The organism is Dechloromonas sp. A34, assembly GCF_026261605.1.
Classification (GTDB): Bacteria; Pseudomonadota; Gammaproteobacteria; order Burkholderiales; family Rhodocyclaceae; genus Azonexus.
On the sequence record NZ_CP102486.1, the window covers coordinates 1,340,842 to 1,354,640 of the forward strand.

Here is a 13,799-nt window from a genome sequence, read left to right on the forward strand (position 1 = left end):
TGTGTGGGTCATTGGCTACACTGGCTCGACATGTCCTCGTCCTTAATTAATATGCGCGCCATTCGCTATCTGGGATTCACCCTGGCGGTTTCTGCTGCTTTTTCGGGAGCGGCAATCGGGTCCGATCCGAAAGCGTCCCTTTACTACGAAGATGCGCTGAAGCGTTTTGATAATCAGGATTCCGCCGGGGCGGTGATTCAGCTCAAGAACGCCATCCAGCAGGACCGGACGATGCTCGCTGCCCAGGTGCTGTTGGGCAAGGCGCTGCTCATGGAAGGTGATCCGATCGGTGCCGAGGTCGCCTTCGAGGAGGCGCTTAATTTGGGGGTGGATCGCAGCGAGGTCATTCTCCCGCTTGGGCAGGTCTTTCTGATGCAGGGAAAGTTTGATTCCTTGATTCAGCGCCTTGCCCCGTCGGGGCTTTCCGGCGGGCTGCGCCGCGATGTCCTGCTGCTTCGAGCCAAGGCGTATGCCGCGAAAGGAAATAATCAGCAGGCCGAACGCAGTCTGGAGGAGGCCAGAGGAGTCGATCCGCGATCGGCGAAGGTGCGGGCGGCCCAGGGGGCGTTGATGCTTCTTCAGGGGCGTGTCGCCGATGCCGCGCGCCTGGTTGATGAAGTCATGACAATTGCTCCGGATGATTCGTCATCGTGGGAGTTCAAGGCGTCTGTCCTGCACGCGAAGGGAGATGCCAGTGCAGCGCTTGCAGCCTATGCTCAGGTGATGCACCTCAGTTCGCGCAACGTCGACGCTCGTATCGCGCGTGCCAGCTTGCTGATCGATCAGGGGCAATTGGACGATGCGTCGCGCGATGTCGCGGATATCTTGAAGATATTTCCCAAGGATCCCCGGGGTGCCTACTTTCAAGCATTGATTGCCGGTCGGAAAGGTGATGCGGCAACGGCGCAGGAAGCGTTGAAGCGTGTCGTCAATCTGCTTGATCCGGTGCCGATGGCGGTTCTCGGGGCCAATAAGCAGATGTTGATGATGTTGTCTCTGGCCCATTTCAGTCTGGGCAATCAGGAAAAGGCGATTGCCAGTCTCGGAGAGTTCCTGCGTCGTTATCCTGGTGATGTGGGGGCGGCAAAACTGCTGGCCAGCATATATCTGCAAAAGGGGCAAACCAGCAAGGTCATCTCCATTCTGGAACCACTCAAGGCCGGCAATCCCCAAGATGCCAGACTATTCTCGCTGTTGGCGGCGGCCAACATGACGGAAGGGCGTTATGCCCAGGCGAGTCGCTTGCTCGAGGAGTCGCTCAGGTTGTCAGGCCCCGGGGCCGCCGATATCCGTACTGATTTTGGTCTTAGTCTTCTGGGAGAGGGGCGCAGTGATCTCGGTCTCGAACATCTCCAGCAGGCGTTTGCCAAGGATCCGAGTCAGACGCGAGCGGGGGTCGCTCTCGCGACCTTGCTGATGCGCAAAGGGCAGTCTGCGAAGGCGGTGGAGGTGGCTGAAACGTTAGTCAAGGCTCAGCCCAACGATCTGCTTGCCCTGAATTTGCTGGGTGGCATCAAGGGGGCGGCTGGTGATCTTGCCGGGAGCCGAAGAGCCTACGAGCGCACTCTCCAGGCTGCGCCCGGGCATGTGCCGGCGATATTGAACATCGCCAAGCTGGATGTGGCGGAAGGCAAGCCGGAAGCGGCGCGCATGCGGTTGAATGCGCTGCTTAAGGCATCGCCAAAAAATACAGATGCCATGTTTGAGCTGGCGCAATTGGAAGAGCGCATCGGCAACGCGGCAGAAGCCATCCGGTGGCTGGAAAAAGCGCGCGTCTTTCCAAGTGGGGCGATGCGGGCTGGCTTGTACCTGATTGATCTCTATCTCCGGCAACGGAGTTTCGACCATGCGCTTTCCGTTGCCAAGGATGTCAATCTGAAAGCCAACGGCGACCTTGTTGCGCGATCTGCCTTGGTGCGAGCCCAGATGGCCATCGGGGATCTTGCCGAGGCGCGCCGAACGCTTGCCGAGATGACACGCTTTGCCAACTTTGATGCCGAGGCCCAACTGAATATTGCGCGCATGCAGCGCGCTGCCGGAAATGATCCCGGCGCGTTGTATAGCCTTGAAAAGGCTATTGCCGGGACACCGGGCTACCTGCCGGCACTTCTCATGATGGCCGAGATCGAGATTGCTCAAAAAGACTACGCCAAGGCGGAAGCACGAATCAAGTCATTGCAGCAGCAGCGGCCAAATGATGTCGCGGTTGCCGGTCTGCAAGGTGATCTGCTGATGGCCCGCGGGCAGTATCCGGCAGCCGCCAACGTCTATCGGCTGCTGCTTGGCAAGACGGGGGCGGAGGGCGTTATCATGCGCCTGTACCGGGCCTACGAATTGTCTGGTGAGCGTGGGCGGGGGCTGAAGGCTCTTGAAGAATGGACGAAAACACATCCGAACGACTTGATGGCTTTACGTATGCTGGGCGACGGGTATCTGTCGGCGGATGATCCTGCCGGGGCGAGGCGGACCTATGGGCGGTCGTTGTCGGTCCGGCCGGACGATCCGCTGGTCCTGAATAATTTGGCACAGGCCTTGTTGCGGCAAGGCGATCGAACGGCCCTGGATACTGCGGAGCGGGCCTACCGGCTTTCCGATCGAGACGCGACGGTGATCGATACCCTCGGTTGGGTGCTGGTTTCCCAAGGGCGGTTCGAACGGGGCGTGGGGTTGCTCCGCGACGCCCGCTTGCGAGATCCGGAAAGTCGGGAAATTCGCTACCACCTCGCGCACGCCTTGGTCAAAATGGGGCGCTTACCGGAGGCGCGCGATGAGTTGCGTAGTGCCCTCCGGGATGAAGCTCCCTTTGAGGGGGTGGTGGCCGCGAGAAAATTGCAATTGGAAATTGGCAAATAGCATGTCGGGCTCTTTTACAGTATTGTTGTTTGTGCCGACTGGTAGATGATTAGTTGTTTGATTTATTGTGATAATTTTTATGGGTATGAGAGTTGCTTTAATTTCAGTATCCGTGGTTTTGGAATATTTGGGAGGCAAAATGAAAAACAGAATTAGTGTATCCATGCTGACCCTTGGTCTTGCTCTGTTGGCGAGCGCAGGGTCTGGTTGGGCTACCACCTCTGTTCTCAACAGCACAGTTGATGCCTTGAGCGTGACTGGGTATTCCAATACCGGGACCGGTGGTGCGTTGCAGACGAAAACACTCACCTGGTATTCGGGCAGTGGCTATGGCGTGAACAGTGGTGGCGAAACCTCTCCCCAGCATTCGCTTGACAACGTGGGCTACAAGGAAGCTTTGTTGCTGAATTTCGGTGCCAGCACACAGTTGAACTCGGTAAAAATCGGCTGGAAGTACAACGATGCCGATATTACGGTGCTTGCCTGGAAGCCTCTGGATTACATGAATCCGGCGATCAGCAATGTCACAGGGCCGACCTTTGGCGCGAGCACGAAGTATTCCGATCTGATCGGATTGGGCTGGAGTCTGGTCGGAAACTACTCGAACCTGGTGACGACCTCGGAAAAGTCAGTCAATGTCACCAGTCCGGTGTCGTCCAGTTTCTGGCTGGTAATGGCCTACAACAGCGCGTTTAGTGGCCAGCAGGCATCGGATGTTTCGGCCAGGGGGTTTGTGGCAGACACCTCGCCGGATTACGGCAAGTTCTACTCGGTGTCGTACTCTTCCGGAACCAAAACACAGACCGAGGTTTCCGAACCCTCGACCGCATTGTTGCTCGGCGCGGCGATGTTCGGTTTTGTCGGGTGGCGCTCGCGCAAGCGGGCGGCATAAGAAGAATTCATTCCCGGCATCAGGACCGAAGGCGCTTGCCTTCGGTCTTTTTGTGACCTTGCAATGCAAACCCGCCATCCGGCGGGTTTTTTGTTCAGGTGAGGATGCTACGTAGCGAACTGGTAAGCGCTTCGCATTCGGTATCGGTGCCGACAGTAATGCGCAGGAACTGGTCTATGCGCGGTAGTTTGAAGTGGCGGACGATGATGCTTCTTTCACGCAAGGCATTGGCCAGTTTCACTGCATCGTGTCGGGGGTGGCGGGCAAAGATAAAGTTGGCGACCGAAGGCAAGACTTCGAAGCCCTGCGCCTGGAGTTCTGCGGTCAGGACGTCGCGGGTGGCAATGACTGCCCGGCGGCATTGCTCGAAATGGGTCTCGTCCTCGATCGCGGCAACAGCACCGACGATGGCCAGGCGGTCCAGGGGGTAGGAATTGAAGCTGTTCTTGACCCGCTCCAGGGCCTCGATCAGCGCCGGATGGCCGACGGCGAAACCGACGCGTAGGCCGGCCAGCGAGCGGGACTTGGATAGCGTGTGGATGACCAGCAAGTTGTCATATCGGCCGACGAGGCTGATTGCCGTTTCGCCACCAAAATCGATATAGGCTTCATCGACGACGATGACCGAATCCGGGTTGGCCTTGACGATCTGCTCGACGGCATCGAGGGCCAGCGCACGGCCTGTCGGGGCGTTCGGGTTGGGGAAAATGATGCCACCATTGGCCCGGTTCTGGTAATCGGCCGGGTCGATGCTGAAATCCTCGGCCAGCGGTACGGTGTGGTAATCCACACCATACAGGCCACAGTAGACCGGGTAAAAGCTGTAAGTGATGTCAGGAAACAGGATTGCCTGTTCGTGCTTCAACAGTGCCATGAAAACATGCGCCAGAACCTCGTCGGAGCCGTTGCCGACAAAGACATGTTGTGGAGTCAGGGCATGCCGTCTGGCGACCGCTGCTTTCAGGAGGTCGGCATTCGGGTCGGGGTAGAGGCGCAGGCGCGCCGCGTCGTCGCCAAGTTCCGCCTGAATCGCCGCATATACTTTGGGCGAGGGCGGGTAAGGATTCTCGTTGGTGTTGAGCTTGATCAGATTGGCCAGCTTGGGTTGCTCGCCGGGGATGTAGGGGGTCAGGCCGCCGACGACGGCACTCCAGAACTTGCTCATGGGGATGGTTCAGGCGTGAGGGGGATCGGCCCAAATTCTAGCATGGGTCGGCGCGCGGAGCCGCCGGGCTGAACAGGCGAATGGTGCGGCGGCCGTCAGTCTTAGCGCGATACATGGCGGCATCGCCATGTTCGAGCAGCGTTTCAACCGACAACCCATGTTCCGGATAAAGGGCAATACCGATGCTGGCTGCGATCTCGACCGTCGCCTGGTCGAGGCGGAAAGGCTGGCAGAGACTGTCGAGGACTTTTTCGGCTACTCGTAATGCCGCTTCGCGCTGGGTCAGCGTCGGCAGAAGGACGAGAAACTCGTCACCGCCGATGCGGGCGACAGTATCTTCGTCACGAATGCAGTTGCCGATACGGCGGGCCACCTGGCGCAGCAGTTCATCGCCAGCTTGGTGGCCATAGGTGTCATTGACCGGCTTGAAGCGGTCGAGGTCGATATACAGCAGTCCAGCCTGGCTTCCGCGTCGGGCTGCTTGGGCGATGGCTTGTTGCAGGCGGTCGTGGACCAGGACACGGTTGGGAAGGTCGGTCAGCGCGTCGTAATTGGCCTGATGCCAGACTTCCTGTTCCTGCCGTTTTTTAACGGTAATGTCCGAGAACAGGCCGACATAGCGCCGAATCTTGTGGTCGGTCTCGCGAATGACGGCGATTTTGAGCCAGCCCACGTAGGTCGAGCCATCGCGCCGCCGATTGATGATTTCACCCTCCCAGCGATTCAGTTGCTCAAGGGTCTTGTACATGGCCTGGTAATACTGCGGGTCGTGGTGGCCGGAGGCGAGAAAGCCCGGGTTGCGGCCGAGTACTTCCGCCGGCGGATAGCCGGTGATGTCCGAAAAGGCCGGGTTCACGGTGACGATCCGATTTTGTGCATCACACACCATGATGCCCTCGGTGGTTGATTCGAAGACCGATTGGGCAATCTGGTGGGAGGCTTCGAGTTCGATCAGACGGGAGACGTCAACTGCGGCTATCACTTCGCCGCCAGGCTCGCCATTTGCGCCAGCGGGGAGCGGCCGGGCGCTGACCGCGATCCAGCGCAGAGGCTTGTTTTTCCGTTCGATGGCATAGAGTTCGTTGGTGAAAACAGGTTCCCTGCGGATGGCGCGCATGCCGGGAAAGTCCTCCGTCGGAACCTTGCGGCCATCGGCGTAAAGCATGGTGTGGCGACGCTCCTGTAAGGCCTGTTCGTCGACATCGAAGACGTTCAGCGCCGCTTCGTTCCACTGCACGATCCGGCCGTCCGGGGCGACGATCAGGAGGCCGTCGGGTAGCGCGGCAAAAATGCTGCGCAGCCGTGTTTCGCTTTCCGCAAGCTGGTTTTCCAGCTGACGGCGGAGGCTGATGTCGTGGATGATCGAATGTAGCAAGGCGCGCCCGTCCAGCTCAACCGGGGCCGAATAGACCTCGACTTGACGGGTTTCGGCATTGGCTAGTCGGTGCGGGAAATTGAAATACTGTCGCCGTTCGCTGCCGGCCATCGCCATCTCGGCCTTGATCTCATCGGGCTGGAGTTGATTGATGTCGCCAATGTGCAGGCGAGTGAACTGTTCGCGCGAGTAGCCATAAAAATGGCAGGCGGCCGGATTGGCATCGACGATCTGGCCGTCTTCCGGATCGATGATCAGCTGAATTGAAGCATTTTTTTCGAACAGGTGACGATACAGGGTGGCGCTCTTCAGTGCGGCTGCCTGTTCCTTCTCCAGGCGGACGATGAAAAAGGCCAGCGTGCAGGCCAGCAATAGCACGACGGCAGTGCCCGAAGCGTTGCGGAAGTGGCCGGCCATGATTTCGCGCTCGACCGGTTCCAGGAAGTCGCTGTCGGCGATTCCTGCAGTGATGATTAGCGGGTAATGGGCAACGCCTTGCCAGGCGAAACTGCGTTGTACCGGCTCGTGCGAGGCGAGCGAGCGGAAGGTGCCGTAACTGGGCGAGTTTTCCCTGAGAAATGGGCGATCGGCACGTACCGCCTTGCCCATGTAGTCGTTCAGCTTCGGTGTCCGGCTCAGGTAAGTGCCGTCGGCACGGAAAATCGCGATGACGTCGTTGTCGCCCAATTCGAATCGGGCCAGTTGTCGAGACAGGAATTCGGGAGAAATGGAGACGACCACGACGCCTTTGAATTGCCCTTTCTCCTCAATGCGCCGGGCCAACTGGATCGACCAGTTGTTGGAGCGTCGGCCAAAGACCGGCGCGCTGACGAAAAGTTGGTCGCTAAAGCCGGGTTGCTGATGGATTTTGAAATGCTCGCGGTCACCGAGAAATACATTCCCGGGGTTGCCCAGGCTGGAATAGGCCAGTACGCCGGCCTGGTCGATGACACCTACCTGAAGGATCAGGCCGTCCGGCTGAAAGCGCATGGCGCGCTGTACGGCAGCGTCAAACTCTCCGGGATGAACAACGTAATCGTGGCGCAGATCCTCCAGGGTGGTGTCAATGCTGCGGATCAAGGCTTCGGTTTGTCCGGCGCCGGCGATGGCAAGCCGGCTGGCCGTCTGCATGGCCTGGGCCATCGTTTTTTCGTGCAGTTCGGCCGTTGAGGAGAGCAGTTGCCACCAATAGAGGCAAATGCTGAGCGCCGTCGTGCCCAGCAAGACGATGGCAATGCTTGTAAATCGACTGATCTTGACCATGCACGCCCCTCTAAGCTTGGAGCTTAGCACTAAAGTGGTAGGTGGATTCCGTTCCGAGAGGCTGGCCGGAGCGTCCTGTCCGACGGTCGGAGTGGTATCATCGGCCGGTCAAAACCAATCCGTTCGCACCATGCGGCAAGCCGAAATCACTCGCAATACGCTGGAGACGCAAATCACCGTGCGCCTCGATCTCGATGGCACCGGTCAGGGCAAGTTCGCCACCGGGGTGCCATTCCTCGATCACATGCTCGACCAGATTGCCCGTCACGGTCTGATCGACCTCGATGTGCAGGCCAAAGGCGACCTCCACATCGATGCCCACCACACGGTCGAAGATATCGGAATTACCGTCGGGAAGGCGCTGGCCAAGGCGTGGGGCGACAAGAAGGGCCTGACCCGTTATGGTCATAGCTACGTTCCGCTCGACGAGGCATTGTCGCGGGTGGTCATCGATCTCTCCGGCCGCCCGGGGCTGGAACTCAATGTCGAGTTCACGCGGGCGATGATCGGCCAGTTCGATGTCGATCTGATCAGCGAATTCTTCCACGGCTTGGTCAATCATGCCGGAGTGACCTTGCATATCGACAACCTGCGCGGCAAGAATGCCCACCACCAGGCCGAGACCATTTTCAAGGCCTTTGGCCGCGCCCTGCGCATGGCGGTAACCCCCGATCCGCGCATGGCCGGGGTCATGCCCTCGACGAAAGGCACGCTGTGAGCATCGCCGTCATCGATTACGGCATGGGCAACCTGCGCTCCGTGTCGAAAGCCCTGGAGCATGTTGCCGGCGGCAAGCAGATTATCGTCACCGCCGACCCGGCCGTGGTGGCGGCCGCCGAGCGCGTGGTTTTTCCCGGTCAGGGTGCCATGCCCGACTGCATGCGCGAGCTCGATGCCCGCGGTCTGCGTCCGGCGGTGCTGGCAGCGGCGAAGGACAAACCCTTTCTCGGCATTTGCATCGGTCTGCAAATGCTTTTCGAGCATAGCGAAGAAGGCAATGTCGCCGGTCTTGGAGTGTTCGCCGGAGAGGTCAAGCGCTTTCCGGACGCCCGCATGGTCGGTGTCGACGGCCAGCGCCTGAAAGTTCCCCACATGGGGTGGAATTGCTTGCAACAGAAGCCGCATGCGCTGTGGGCCAAGATCGCCGACGGGGCGCGCTTCTACTTCGTGCATAGCTATTGTGTGCAGCCGGCCGATTCCTCGGTCGTGACTGGCACTGCGGAATATGGCATCCCCTTTACCTGTGCTGTGGGGCGGGATAATATCTTCGCCGTCCAGTTCCACCCCGAGAAGAGCGCCCAGGACGGTCTGCAGCTTTTGAAAAATTTCGTCGAGTGGCGTCCGTAAGACGATGTCTTCCGTTTAATTCTCATCCAAATCCCATGCTGATTATTCCTGCCATTGATCTGAAGGACGGCCAGTGCGTGCGTCTGAAACAAGGCCTGATGGAACAGGCCACCGTCTTTTCCGACAGTCCGGCCGAAATGGCCCGCCACTGGCTGGAGAAGGGCGCACGGCGCCTGCATCTGGTCGACTTGAACGGGGCTTTTGCCGGCAAGCCGAAAAACGAATCGGCGATCAAGGCGATCCTCAAGGTCGTCGGCGACGATATCCCGGTGCAACTCGGTGGCGGTATTCGCGATCTCGATACTATCGAACGTTGCCTCGATGATGGCATCTCCTACGTCATCATCGGTACGGCAGCGGTCAAGAATCCCGGCTTTCTGCATGATGCCTGCACGGCTTTCCCCGGGCACATCATCGTCGGACTCGATGCCAAGGACGGTAAGGTGGCAACCGATGGTTGGTCCAAGCTGACCGGCCACGATGTCGTCGATCTGGGTAAGAAATACGAGGATTACGGCGTCGAGTCGATTATCTACACCGATATCGGCCGTGACGGCATGCTCTCCGGGATCAATATCGAAGCCACAGTGCGCCTGGCGCAAGCCCTGACCATCCCGGTGATCGCCTCCGGCGGCCTTTCCAACCTCGATGACATCAAGGCGCTGTGCGCCGTCGAGCGCGAGGGCGTGATTGGAACCATCGCCGGGCGTGCGGTTTACGACGGTTCTCTCGACTTCCAGGCTGCGCAGAAAATGGCCGACGAGCTGGGCGCCTGATGCTTGCCAAACGGATCATTCCCTGTCTCGATGTCACGGCGGGCCGCGTTGTCAAAGGGACCAACTTTGTCGACCTGCGCGATGCCGGCGATCCGATCGAGATCGCCCGCCGTTACGACGAGCAGGGCGCCGATGAGGTGACTTTTCTCGACATCACGGCATCCAGCGACCAGCGCGACATCATTCTGCACATCGTCGAAGCCTGTGCCGAGCAGGTCTTCATTCCGCTGACCGTCGGTGGCGGCGTGCGCAAGGTCGAGGATGTCCGTCGCCTGCTCAATGCCGGCGCCGACAAGGTGTCGATGAATACGGCGGCGGTCAATGATCCCGATCTGGTCTTCAATGCCTCCAGCAAGGTGGGTTCGCAGTGCATCGTGGTGGCCATCGATGCCAAGCAGGTCGCACCGGGCAAGTGGCACGTCTTTACCCATGGCGGTCGCAACGATACTGGGCTGGATGCGGTCGATTGGGCGAAAAAGGTCGCGGGTCTCGGTGCTGGTGAAATCCTGTTGACCAGCATGGATCGCGACGGCACCAAGAATGGCTTCGATCTGGCGCTGACCCGGGCTGTCTCCGATGCCGTCACGATTCCGGTTATCGCATCCGGCGGGGTTGGCAATTTGCAGCACTTGGCCGATGGCGTGACCGAAGGTAGGGCCGATGCGGTACTGGCTGCCTCGATCTTCCATTTCGGGGAATACACCGTCCGTCAGGCCAAGGAGTTCATGGCCAGCCGGGGCATTGAAGTCCGTTTGTGAGCGATCTCGACAATTCCCTGAGCTGGCTGGCGGCATTGAAATGGGATGCCGAAGGCATGATTCCGGCCATTGCCCAGGATGCGAGTGGACGGGTGGTCATGTTCGCTTACATGAATCGCGAGTCCCTGCTGGAAACGGTCCGCTGCGGCAACGCGGTATACTGGTCGCGGTCGCGCCAGCGCCTTTGGCGCAAGGGTGAGGAGTCTGGCCACTTTCAGAAGGTCAGGTCGATCCGCACCGATTGCGATGGTGACGTGCTGTTGCTGGCGATTGAACAAGTGGGCGGCATTGCCTGTCACACGGGACGTGAAAGCTGCTTTTTCAACGAACTGCAGGGGGAACTCTGGGTTCCCGCCGATCCGGTTTTGAAAGATCCTAAGGAAATTTACGCAAAATGAGCACGCATGACATCCTGCACCGTCTCTCGGAGACGCTCGCCTCCCGCCGGAATGCCGACCCGGAGAAGTCCTATACAGCCAAGCTGTTCTCCGAAGGTCCGGATTCCATCCTGAAGAAGATCGGTGAGGAATGCGCCGAACTGATCATGGCTGGCAAGGAAGGCAAGCGCCTGAAGGTGGTTTGGGAGTCGACCGACGTCATCTATCACGTGCTGGTGCTGCTTGCCTTTTACGGCCTGAGCATTGAGGACGTTTCCCAGGAAATGCGTCGGCGTGAGGGTATTTCCGGTATTGACGAGAAGGCGTCACGGGGTACAAAGTGAGCGACTGCATTTTCTGCAAGATCGTCGACGGTAGAATCCCGGCCGGAAAAATCTATGAAGACGAGGACATCCTCGCCTTCAACGACATCAACCCGGCGCGGCCGGTGCATGTGCTGGTTATTCCGAAAAAGCACATCACCTCACTGGCCACGGCGACCGCTGACGATGCGCCGCTGCTGGGTCGGATGCTGGCCAAGGCCAACGAAATTGCGACGGCGCAGGGCAGTCCGGACGGTTTTCGCGTCATCATCAATACCGGGCGGGTGGGGCAGCAGGAAGTGCCGCACCTGCACATACATATCGTGGGCGGACCGGACCCGGTCGGCCCCATGCTGAAACGCCTTTAGGAGACAAACATGGGCAGTTTTTCCATTTGGCACTGGTTGATCGTCTTGGTCATCGTCTTGCTGATTTTTGGTACCAAGAAACTCCGCAATGTCGGGCAGGACCTGGGGGGCGCGGTCAAGGGGTTCAAGGACGGCATGAAGGATGCTACGGCCGAGAACAAGCCGGCCGATACGCAGCCGACGCAGCAGGTTAACGGCCAGACCATTGACGTCGAAGTCAAGGAAAAGACCAAGTCGTAACCGATGAGCGGATCTGTTCCGTTCGTCCTCCGAGCTTCCATGAATGTTTGATATCGGCTTTTCCGAACTCATTGTGATCGGCATCGTCGCCTTGCTCGTCATCGGGCCGGAGCGACTGCCCAAGGTGGCGCGCACGCTGGGGCATCTGCTCGGGCGGGCCCAGCGTTATGTCAGCGACGTCAAATCCGATATCAACCGCGAAATCCAGCTCGATGAACTGAAAAAGCTGCAGACCCAGGTGACCGATTCGGCCCGCGAGCTGGAAACCTCAGTCCGCAAGGAATATGAAACGGCGCGCAGCAGCATTGAAACGCCGGTTCAGGCTGCCGTGGGTGAACTGGAAGCTGTTTCTCAAGTAACGTCGTCTGTGCCGTCAGCCGCAGATGTTCCAGCCAAGCCCGCTGCATGAGCGATACACAGTCGAATTCCGCCCCGAAGAATCTTTCATTTCCCATCTGATCGAGTTGCGCGACCGCTTGTTGCGCAGTCTGATCGCGGTCGGCGTGATACTTGGCATCCTGTGCTTCTATCCAGGGCCCGGCGAAATCTACGACCTGCTTGCGGCACCGCTTACGGCGGCGCTTCCCGAAGGGACCAAGATGGTCGCGATAGGGGTCATCACTCCGTTCATGGTGCCGCTCAAGGTGACCGCCATGGTCGCGTTCGTGCTGGGTTTGCCATTCATTCTCTACCAGGCGTGGGCGTTCATCGCGCCGGGCTTGTACGCTCATGAAAAGCGTCTGGGCATTCCGCTGATCGTCTCCAGCACTCTGCTCTTCGTGTCGGGCATGGCTTTCTGCTATTTCTTCGTTTTCGGACAGGTTTTTCAGTTCATATCGAGTTTTGCCCCGAAGAGCATCACGCCGGCGCCGGATATCGAAGCCTATCTGTCTTTCGTGATGACCATGTTCCTGGCTTTCGGGATTGCTTTCGAGGTTCCGGTGGCCTTGGTCGTCCTCGTCAAGCTCGGCGTCGTGACGGTCGAGAAGCTGAAGGAATGGCGCTCCTACTTTGTTGTGGGTGCCTTCGTCGTGGCCGCCGTGGTCACACCTCCCGACGTCGTCTCGCAACTGTCGCTGGCGATTCCGATGTGCCTGCTCTACGAAATTGGCATTTTGGCTTCGCGCCTGGTCTCCAAGCCGGTGCCAGAGGATGCGGTGGCTGATGAACCGAGTCCGGCTGCTTCGGATGCCGCGATGGATCAGGCGGAAGAAGAGTTCCGCAAGCTGAGCGGCAAATAATCAGGCCGGCCGTTTGGCCGGTCCGGGCATCGTCGCCAGTGTCCGGACCGGAGAGCCCTCTTCAAACCACCACAGGGTTCCAGCCGGCATTTCTTGCCATGCCTCGTTGTCAGTGAGTGGTAGCGTGGCGATTACCGCTACCCGGTCATTCGGTGTGGTGATGTCGCTGAAATCGACCGTGACGTCCTGATCCTTCAGGTGGGCCTGAGTGAATGGCGCCTGTCGCACGACAAAACTTAGTTTGGTCGAGGCGTGGGCAAAGAGCCAGTCTCCATTCGACAGCAGGAAGTTGAATTCGCCATGCCTCGTGATTTCCAGCGTCAGTGCCTGTACTGTGTTGAAGAGGACCGAGCGTTCAGGTGCTGTGCTGCCGAATTTGCGGCGCAACTCCTGGAGCATCCAGCAGAATGCGCGCTCGCTGTCGGTCAGTCCGACCGGCAAGAAACTGCCGTCAAGTTCGGGATTGAAATCAAAGAGGTTGCCGTTGTGGGCGAATATCCAGTAGCGCCCCCACAGTTCGCGCATGAAGGGATGGGTATTCTCCAATCCGATCGATCCTTGGGTGGCCTTGCGAATATGGGCGATGACGTTCTTCGAGCGGATCGGGTAATGGCGGACCAGTTCGGCGACCGGCGAACAGTATGAAGGCTGCGGATCGAGAAAAAGGCGCGTTCCCTTGCCTTCGAAGAAGGCGATGCCCCAGCCGTCGGAATGGACATCGGTGCCGCCGCCGCGCGACTGGAAGCCGGTGAAGGAGAAGCAGATGTCGGTCGGCACGTTGCAGTTCATGCCTAACAATTGGCAAATTTTACGTTACCTCC

The 13,799-nt window shown here is 59.0% G+C and carries 15 protein-coding genes; 12 read left to right on the top strand and 3 right to left on the bottom strand.

Annotated elements, in window-relative coordinates; translation table 11 throughout:
• The first annotated feature begins 30 nt into the window (after positions 1–30).
• Together prsT and xdp1 are read left to right on the top strand one after the other, a co-directional pair.
• Positions 31–2,853, top strand: a complete 2,823-nt coding sequence (gene prsT / locus NQE15_RS06745) for an XrtA/PEP-CTERM system TPR-repeat protein PrsT (RefSeq protein WP_265947756.1) — start codon at positions 31–33, stop codon at positions 2,851–2,853.
• Positions 2,854–2,992: 139 nt separating this feature from the next.
• Positions 2,993–3,745 carry an exosortase-dependent surface protein XDP1 gene (gene xdp1, locus NQE15_RS06750; RefSeq protein WP_265947757.1) on the top strand — a complete coding sequence of 251 codons (753 nt, stop codon included), beginning with the start codon at positions 2,993–2,995 and terminating at the stop codon, positions 3,743–3,745.
• A gap of 94 nt (positions 3,746–3,839) precedes the next feature.
• Here xdp1 and hisC read toward each other — a convergent pair whose 3' ends face one another.
• Together hisC and NQE15_RS06760 are read right to left on the bottom strand one after the other, a co-directional pair.
• Complete coding sequence (hisC, locus tag NQE15_RS06755; protein ID WP_265947759.1) at positions 3,840–4,910, bottom strand: histidinol-phosphate transaminase; 1,071 nt, start codon at positions 4,908–4,910, stop codon at positions 3,840–3,842.
• Positions 4,911–4,947: 37 nt separating this feature from the next.
• Positions 4,948–7,548, bottom strand: a complete 2,601-nt coding sequence (locus NQE15_RS06760) for a diguanylate cyclase domain-containing protein (protein ID WP_265947760.1) — start codon at positions 7,546–7,548, stop codon at positions 4,948–4,950.
• A 130-nt stretch (positions 7,549–7,678) separates the two neighbouring features.
• On the opposite strand from NQE15_RS06760, the gene hisB reads away from it, so the two are divergent.
• From hisB to tatC, 10 genes are read left to right on the top strand one after another with little or no spacing between them, the layout of a single operon-like run.
• Positions 7,679–8,266: an imidazoleglycerol-phosphate dehydratase HisB gene (hisB, locus tag NQE15_RS06765; protein ID WP_265947762.1), complete on the top strand. Its 588-nt coding sequence runs from the start codon at positions 7,679–7,681 to the stop codon at positions 8,264–8,266.
• A gap of 23 nt (positions 8,267–8,289) precedes the next feature.
• On the top strand, positions 8,290–8,895 hold the full coding sequence (gene hisH / locus NQE15_RS06770; protein ID WP_416336530.1) for an imidazole glycerol phosphate synthase subunit HisH: 606 nt from the start codon (positions 8,290–8,292) through the stop codon (positions 8,893–8,895).
• 35 nt (positions 8,896–8,930) lie between these two features.
• Positions 8,931–9,671 carry a 1-(5-phosphoribosyl)-5-[(5-phosphoribosylamino)methylideneamino]imidazole-4-carboxamide isomerase gene (hisA, locus tag NQE15_RS06775; protein WP_265947766.1) on the top strand — a complete coding sequence of 247 codons (741 nt, stop codon included), beginning with the start codon at positions 8,931–8,933 and terminating at the stop codon, positions 9,669–9,671.
• Positions 9,668–10,429 carry an imidazole glycerol phosphate synthase subunit HisF gene (gene hisF, locus NQE15_RS06780; protein ID WP_416336531.1) on the top strand — a complete coding sequence of 254 codons (762 nt, stop codon included), beginning with the start codon at positions 9,668–9,670 and terminating at the stop codon, positions 10,427–10,429. The genes hisA and hisF overlap by 4 nt, the downstream gene beginning before the upstream one ends.
• Positions 10,426–10,827 (top strand): phosphoribosyl-AMP cyclohydrolase, encoded by a 402-nt coding sequence (gene hisI, locus NQE15_RS06785; protein WP_265947770.1) that lies wholly within the window; start codon positions 10,426–10,428, stop codon positions 10,825–10,827. The genes hisF and hisI overlap by 4 nt, the downstream gene beginning before the upstream one ends.
• Positions 10,824–11,150 carry a phosphoribosyl-ATP diphosphatase gene (locus NQE15_RS06790; protein WP_265947772.1) on the top strand — a complete coding sequence of 109 codons (327 nt, stop codon included), beginning with the start codon at positions 10,824–10,826 and terminating at the stop codon, positions 11,148–11,150. Before hisI ends, NQE15_RS06790 begins: the two co-directional genes overlap by 4 nt.
• Positions 11,147–11,497, top strand: coding sequence for a histidine triad nucleotide-binding protein (locus tag NQE15_RS06795; RefSeq protein WP_265947774.1), 351 nt, complete (start codon positions 11,147–11,149; stop codon positions 11,495–11,497). Before NQE15_RS06790 ends, NQE15_RS06795 begins: the two co-directional genes overlap by 4 nt.
• Positions 11,498–11,506: 9 nt before the next feature.
• The gene (tatA, locus tag NQE15_RS06800) at positions 11,507–11,737 is read left to right on the top strand and encodes a Sec-independent protein translocase subunit TatA (protein WP_265947776.1); all 231 of its coding nucleotides are present in this window, start codon (positions 11,507–11,509) and stop codon (positions 11,735–11,737) included.
• Between the two features lie 43 nt (positions 11,738–11,780).
• Positions 11,781–12,146, top strand: a complete 366-nt coding sequence (tatB, locus tag NQE15_RS06805) for a Sec-independent protein translocase protein TatB (protein WP_265947778.1) — start codon at positions 11,781–11,783, stop codon at positions 12,144–12,146.
• The gene (gene tatC / locus NQE15_RS06810; RefSeq protein ID WP_265947780.1) at positions 12,121–12,978 is read left to right on the top strand and encodes a twin-arginine translocase subunit TatC; all 858 of its coding nucleotides are present in this window, start codon (positions 12,121–12,123) and stop codon (positions 12,976–12,978) included. The genes tatB and tatC overlap by 26 nt, the downstream gene beginning before the upstream one ends.
• Here the strand turns inward: tatC and NQE15_RS06815 are convergent, their stop codons facing one another.
• Positions 12,979–13,785: a class II glutamine amidotransferase gene (locus NQE15_RS06815; RefSeq protein ID WP_265950158.1), complete on the bottom strand. Its 807-nt coding sequence runs from the start codon at positions 13,783–13,785 to the stop codon at positions 12,979–12,981.
• Between the last annotated feature and the right edge of the window lie 14 nt (positions 13,786–13,799).

Bases quoted from the DNA above. Each gene is read 5' to 3' on its own strand.
- prsT (WP_265947756.1), top strand. From the start codon at position 31: ATGTCCTCGTCCTTAATTAATATGCGCGCCATTCGCTATCTGGGATTC.
- xdp1 (WP_265947757.1), top strand. From the start codon at position 2,993: ATGAAAAACAGAATTAGTGTATCCATGCTGACCCTTGGTCTTGCTCTG.
- hisC (WP_265947759.1), bottom strand. From the start codon at position 4,910: ATGAGCAAGTTCTGGAGTGCCGTCGTCGGCGGCCTGACCCCCTACATC.
- NQE15_RS06760 (WP_265947760.1), bottom strand. From the start codon at position 7,548: ATGGTCAAGATCAGTCGATTTACAAGCATTGCCATCGTCTTGCTGGGC.
- hisB (WP_265947762.1), top strand. From the start codon at position 7,679: ATGCGGCAAGCCGAAATCACTCGCAATACGCTGGAGACGCAAATCACC.
- hisH (WP_416336530.1), top strand. From the start codon at position 8,290: ATGGGCAACCTGCGCTCCGTGTCGAAAGCCCTGGAGCATGTTGCCGGC.
- hisA (WP_265947766.1), top strand. From the start codon at position 8,931: ATGCTGATTATTCCTGCCATTGATCTGAAGGACGGCCAGTGCGTGCGT.
- NQE15_RS06790 (WP_265947772.1), top strand. From the start codon at position 10,824: ATGAGCACGCATGACATCCTGCACCGTCTCTCGGAGACGCTCGCCTCC.
- tatA (WP_265947776.1), top strand. From the start codon at position 11,507: ATGGGCAGTTTTTCCATTTGGCACTGGTTGATCGTCTTGGTCATCGTC.
- tatB (WP_265947778.1), top strand. From the start codon at position 11,781: ATGTTTGATATCGGCTTTTCCGAACTCATTGTGATCGGCATCGTCGCC.
- tatC (WP_265947780.1), top strand. From the start codon at position 12,121: ATGTTCCAGCCAAGCCCGCTGCATGAGCGATACACAGTCGAATTCCGC.